At 35.6% G+C, this 5,790-nt stretch carries 6 protein-coding genes and 1 pseudogene; 2 read left to right on the forward strand and 5 right to left on the reverse strand.

Annotated elements, in window-relative coordinates; genetic code table 11:
- Positions 1–223: 223 nt before the first annotated feature.
- The 5 genes from A9Q93_RS03240 to A9Q93_RS03260 all read right to left on the reverse strand — a co-directional run bounded on the left by A9Q93_RS03240 (position 224) and on the right by A9Q93_RS03260 (position 4,315).
- On the reverse strand, positions 224–1,129 hold the full coding sequence (locus A9Q93_RS03240; protein WP_303685944.1) for a MopE-related protein: 906 nt from the start codon (positions 1,127–1,129) through the stop codon (positions 224–226).
- Between the two features lie 167 nt (positions 1,130–1,296).
- Positions 1,297–1,998, reverse strand: coding sequence for a TIGR04283 family arsenosugar biosynthesis glycosyltransferase (locus tag A9Q93_RS03245; protein ID WP_303685945.1), 702 nt, complete (start codon positions 1,996–1,998; stop codon positions 1,297–1,299).
- A gap of 40 nt (positions 1,999–2,038) precedes the next feature.
- Positions 2,039–2,812 (reverse strand): DUF547 domain-containing protein, encoded by a 774-nt coding sequence (locus tag A9Q93_RS03250; protein WP_303685946.1) that lies wholly within the window; start codon positions 2,810–2,812, stop codon positions 2,039–2,041.
- Between the two features lie 67 nt (positions 2,813–2,879).
- Positions 2,880–3,698, reverse strand: a complete 819-nt coding sequence (locus A9Q93_RS03255) for a purine-nucleoside phosphorylase (RefSeq protein ID WP_303685947.1) — start codon at positions 3,696–3,698, stop codon at positions 2,880–2,882.
- Positions 3,698–4,315, reverse strand: a complete 618-nt coding sequence (locus A9Q93_RS03260; RefSeq protein ID WP_303685948.1) for a TIGR04282 family arsenosugar biosynthesis glycosyltransferase — start codon at positions 4,313–4,315, stop codon at positions 3,698–3,700. The genes A9Q93_RS03255 and A9Q93_RS03260 overlap by 1 nt, the downstream gene beginning before the upstream one ends.
- Before the next feature lie 231 nt (positions 4,316–4,546).
- On the opposite strand from A9Q93_RS03260, the gene rpsO reads away from it, so the two are divergent.
- Complete coding sequence (gene rpsO / locus A9Q93_RS03265) at positions 4,547–4,816, forward strand: 30S ribosomal protein S15 (RefSeq protein WP_303685949.1); 270 nt, start codon at positions 4,547–4,549, stop codon at positions 4,814–4,816.
- Positions 4,817–5,081: 265 nt separating this feature from the next.
- Positions 5,082–5,790 (forward strand): annotated as a pseudogene (locus A9Q93_RS03270) (polyribonucleotide nucleotidyltransferase); the annotation flags it as partial.

The following is a 5,790-nucleotide window of genomic DNA, read 5'->3' on the forward strand; positions in this document are numbered from 1 at the left end:
CACTTAATAAAAGAAATAAGAATCTAGAAACGATGTTTACTGAGTTGACAAAGGAGTAGGAAGTATCAAAATGAGCTTGCTTCTATAAAAACTTCAGCTTTTCAATTCTACTTATATTTTAAATGAAACTAGATAGGTTTTTAAGTTCATTCACTTTATTTAAGAATTCAAAAGCCGGCTAGTTTTTACTAGGTGGCTTAAAAGTTTAATTTGAAGATTTACTTCAAAAGTTTCGTACGGCTCTATAATTAAAGACCATATTAATATTATCATATCCTTCAACCCCATTTGAAAAATCTGTATAATAAGCATCTGTTGGGTTAGAAATAGAGTTGGGATTGTAAAATGCTGCACTCCAATAATTCACTGTAGACAAACCGTTAACGTTTGCTCGTTCTGTATATAAAAGTTGTAATTGAAATCTGTTAGGTAAGTACCAGTCACTGTAACCATTTTCAATTAAGTTAGTACAATTAGTCTTTGCAGTGTTGAAGTCTGCAACTCCTATATCTGAATTTGTAACTATCAAGCCAGCCTGTCCCGTACTATCGACATATATGATGGTACCTCCTTGATATGGAGCTCCTACGACTATACAGTTTTCATCCACATTGCCGTCGCAGTTATCATCTATGCCATTACCACAAACCTCTGTCGCTCCGGGATTAATTGCAGCATCTGTATCATCACAATCTGTACTATCTAACACATAGCCATTAGGTGCCATGCTACCAGCTATAATTGTTGTGGCAGCATCACCATATAAATCACCATCTTGATCTATGTAGTAGGTAACTGCTGGAACACAATTCCCATTTTCACAAACCTCTCCTGCAGCACAGTCAGTAGGGTTTTCATCTATTGTTCCATCGCCATTATCATCGATTCCATTACACAATTCCATAGCATTAGGAAAAGCCGAAGCGTTTGCATCGTCAAAATCTGTATTATCTTCTACATAACCTGCTGGCTGCTCGCATGCTTGTAAGGCGTTATTTGGGTTACCGAATCCGTCTGCGTCAGCATCTTGATACCATGTCTCTTCAGTACAGACCTGATCCTCAATACAGGACTGAAGTATCCATAAAGCAGTGAAAAATAGAAGAACCTTAATGTATTTATGTATCATAATGTTAGTATTAAACTTGTCAAAGAAAGATTAATACCATTAATTAAGAAATAGTCATTCAAGCACCGGTAGCTTTGAACCGATTAAGTGACAGGTCACAGACTATACCTGTAAATTTAACTACTAGTAAAGTTTTACCACTTTAAACAGAATGCTCATTAGAAAATCTAATCGCATTTACTCAAATAATACTGATAAAGCTCATCGATAGACGCACCACGATATTTCCTCCAATAAATGGTGATGTAAAACCATTGCAATCGTAGAACACCTTTTTCATGATACCTGCGCGCACTCGTTTTTAACCATTTAGGGATCACATAATATTGATTGCGGTCATATAACCTAGCGATTAGATCATAATCTTCATAAATAGGAATTTGCGTGTTATAACCACCTATCTCATCGTATAATTCTCTGGTAATGTATTGCGATTGATCACCACCACGACTCGCTTTCCATGAAAAACGTGTAAACCATCCTATAATTATTAGCCAAGGATGCCAGCTCATAAATTTCATTCTAAAACAACCTGCTGGACGACCTTTTCTCACAGCTTCTATAATTAGCTGGTCATAATTTTTAGGCGGATAAGAGTCTGCATGAAGGAAATATAAAATATCTTGAGTTGCTTCCTTTGAGCCGTTATGCAATTGAGTACCACGACCCATTTCAGAATGAACAATTTTAATGATTGTTTTATAATTTGAAGTAAAATTCTTAACATTTTGTACCGTAGCATCTTTACTTCCTCCATCGACTACAATTATCTCCATCGATGATGCGTTTACTGCATTATTCTGAAGGTGCTTTAACAGCTCGATAATAGAGTTTTCTTCATTAAGTACAGGAATTATAATACTGATCATACAGTCAAATATACGCAAGAACAATGATGATGGTTTTTGATCATTGTTTGTTCAATGACCAGTCATAATTCTTGAAATTATATTTCTCTTTTTCAGCAATTTTAGTTTCAGCAAACTGATTGATGTACTGAGCAAGTGTCATTCCTGTTTGAGTAAAATCTTCTGTATAAAATTTAAAAATAGAACTTAGTTTAGGATCATCTGGATTGCTGAAATCATTTTTATCAGAGTTAACAAATTCGCGAGCGCTTTGACCCATAAGTGCATCAACATTTGCTGCTGTAAATGCCTTATTTTGCAACTTAGGACATGAATAACTCGCACAATTTATTGCAAAATGAATTCTAGGATCTCCCATTTTTTGAAGTACGTTCTTCTCGATCGCAGCCAGTGAATATTCTTTATCATTTACTAGAATATATTTTTTAAGCCACACTTGCCCTAATGGCCCATCAATATCTTTGATACTTTCTGGCATATCATTCGTCAAAATTAAATCTACTGTAGCTGCGTTATACAGATTGATGTAATAGGCAAATTGTTCATTGATACTCCATGATTTTTGCGGGCTATTCAAATTTAAATATGTCAAATATTCTTTTAATTCGTTTTGTTCTTTTTTAAAACCATCATAGTCTACAAAACCTGCCTCATTTACATACTTTTTCAATAGTGAGTTCCATTTGCTATGATCCAACTGTCCTTTTTGAGATGGAATTTCTTGATTCTTCTTCAATGTTTGGTAATATAAATCGCTACCACCTATACAAGAGGACGTTATAAGAAATAATAATAGAATTGATACGTATTTCATAATGATGTTTTTGCTTTCGCGAAAGCGAGATTATCTTCAAACAATGCCAGCCAAAAATATATGGTAGCTATAATTGCTCTATAAGACCTTTAAATAAGGCAACCATTTTAGGCTCTGCATTACCAGCAATCTCAATGATTTCTGCGATATCCACTGGAGCTAAGTTATCAGGATCACACTCATCTGTCAAGACTGAAATAGCACTTACCGGCAGGTTTAAATGGTTGGCTACGATAATTTCTGGCACCGTACTCATTCCTACAGCATCTGCTCCCAAGATCTTGAGCATTCTATACTCTGCCCTAGTTTCTAATTGTGGACCTACAACGCTGGCATAAACACCTTCTCTAAGAGTAATTCCTTTTTCTGACGCAATAGATTTAAGTTGTTCATTCATCGCTTTATCATAAGGAGCGCTCATATCTGTGAATCGCTCGCCAAATTCTGCAACGCCTTTAAATGCCAATGGACTGCCACCTTGCAAGTTAATGTGATCATCTATAAGCATCATATCACCTTTTTTCATTTCCATATTGATAGCTCCAGCAGCGTTAGAAACTAACAAGTTTTTAATCCCTAAACCATGCATTACTCTTACTGGATAAGTAATGTCTATAAAATCATAACCTTCATATAAATGAAAACGACCTTGCATAACCACTACTTTTTTACCACCTAAATCGCCATAAATTAATTTTCCTGTATGAAACTCTACTGTTGCAAGTGGAAAAGAGGGAATCTGATTGTAATGAGCTACTTTTTGGTTCTCAATACTTTCTACTAACTGACCTAATCCAGTACCTAGGACGATACCTACTTCGGGCGCATCAAAACCTTGTGATTGTAAATATTGTATAGAATCTGTAAGTTGTTTTTTACTAAGCATTAAATGTGTTTTAAAAATTGTTGAAATTCTGGAATATCTTTAATATCATCATAATAATCTACATCATTACGAGTCTCAAGAGTGGCATAGTTTACGCTTTTGAGATCATTTAACGTCTCTGCAAGAACCGTTTCTGTTCCCCATTCTTTGTTTTCAAAGATACCTTCTACTAATTTCTTAGTAAAACCTAATAAATAATAACCACCATCTTGCGCAGGACCTATCACAGCGTCGTGTGATTCTAATTGTTGAAATGCGTTTTCAAGATCTTCTTGAGACATATCATACATATCAGAACCTATGATGATCACATGATCATGATTATTAAAAGCCATTTGAAAAGCGCTTTTCATACGTTTTCCTAGATCATCACCTTCTTGAACGTATTTCTCATAAACATCGTTATCCCATGCGTCATTCTCATGAACCTGCTCGCTGTACCAAATTTGTTTAGTCGCTTGAAGATCTCCAGTGATAGATCGAGTATGATCTAACAAAAATTTATAAATATCAAGTGCAGCTTGATCGCCTACGGTTGCAGCAAGCCTACGCTTGCCTTTTCCTAACTCAGGATTACGTGTGAAAATTATAAGACAGTTGGAGCTAATTTTATTCAAAAGATTTTTTTTGTTAGAGCAATAGTAATAAAAACAGTTCACGAATTTATGACAGTAAACTTTTATTTAACGTCGCTTAAAATCGTGAGAGTTTTAAAAATATTGAAAATTAGCATTATAAACATTAGAAATAATTAATAAATCGTATTTTTGCATTCGCTTAGAGAACGAATCTCGACGCACCGTCAGATAGTCTGACATACATAATATTCATTATATAATAATTTTGGCATGTATTTAGCACCAGAAAAAAAAGCAGAAATTTTCGCAAAGTACGGAAAAGACGCAAACGACACAGGTAACACAGACGCACAAATCGCGTTATTCACTTACCGTATTAATCACTTAACTGAGCACCTTAAAGCAAATCGTCATGACTACAACACAGAGCGTAGTCTAGTGAAGCTGGTAGGTAAAAGACGTTCTCTTCTTGACTACAAAATGAAGAAAGACATCGTTGCTTATCGTGAGTTGATTAAAGAACTAGGAATAAGAAAGTAATAAATTGGGGACTTAATGTCCCCTTTTTTATTTTTATACAGAGAGTTTTTCTCTATTCCGCTTTCGCGAAAGCAGAATTAAAACAAATCCTCGCGACAATACAAAAGCTGGTTTCTCATAAAGTAAAGAAATTAAATTGATGTAGTCTTAGAAATTTGTCACACTGAGCTTGTCGAAGTGTTTTCAAATTTTTAATTCGAATTCAACTTCAATTTCATAAACGCCTTCTCTACTCACAACTTGAGATTAACGTTTAATTATATTTATGAAACCACAAGTTTTTAAACAAGTGATTAAAATGGCAAATGGGCCAGATATCACTATCGAAACTGGAGCGCTTGCAAAACAAGCACATGGATCTGTTGTGATCACATGTGGAAAAGCAATGCTTCTAGGAACTGTAGTGTCCAGCTACAAATCTACTGGACTAGATTTTCTTCCACTTACTGTAGATTACCGTGAGAAATTTGCCGCTGCCGGTAAATATCCTGGTGGATTCTTCAAGCGTGAGGCACGTCCTAATGATGGAGAAGTACTTACTATGCGTCTAGTAGACCGTGTATTACGTCCATTATTCCCTAAAGATTACCATGCAGAGGTTCAAGTGATGATTCAGTTAATGTCGCATGATGATGAAGTAATGCCAGACGCTATGGCTGGTCTTGCTGCAAGTGCTGCTATTCAATTATCTGACATTCCGTTTGAATGTCCTATCTCTGAAGTACGTGTTGCACGTGTAGATGGAGAATTTGTTATCAACCCTAGTTATGCTCAATTAGAAGCTGCGGATTTAGAGATGATGATAGGTGCTAGTGCAGACTCTGTAATGATGGTAGAAGGTGAAATGGAAGAGATTTCTGAAGAAGAAATGATCGCTGCCATTAAAGCCGCACACGAAGCTATCAAGGATCAATGTGCCGCTCAAGTTGCCCTTGCAGAGCAATTAGGTAAAAAAGAAGTACGTGAGTACGAAG

Origin of the sequence: Nonlabens dokdonensis (genome assembly GCF_002162835.1) — a bacterium.
Taxonomy (GTDB): Bacteria; Bacteroidota; Bacteroidia; order Flavobacteriales; family Flavobacteriaceae; genus Nonlabens; species Nonlabens dokdonensis_B.

Bases quoted from the DNA above. Each gene is read 5' to 3' on its own strand.
- A9Q93_RS03240 (WP_303685944.1), bottom strand. From the start codon at position 1,129: ATGATACATAAATACATTAAGGTTCTTCTATTTTTCACTGCTTTATGG.
- A9Q93_RS03245 (WP_303685945.1), bottom strand. From the start codon at position 1,998: ATGATCAGTATTATAATTCCTGTACTTAATGAAGAAAACTCTATTATC.
- A9Q93_RS03250 (WP_303685946.1), bottom strand. From the start codon at position 2,812: ATGAAATACGTATCAATTCTATTATTATTTCTTATAACGTCCTCTTGT.
- A9Q93_RS03255 (WP_303685947.1), bottom strand. From the start codon at position 3,698: ATGCTTAGTAAAAAACAACTTACAGATTCTATACAATATTTACAATCA.
- rpsO (WP_303685949.1), top strand. From the start codon at position 4,547: ATGTATTTAGCACCAGAAAAAAAAGCAGAAATTTTCGCAAAGTACGGA.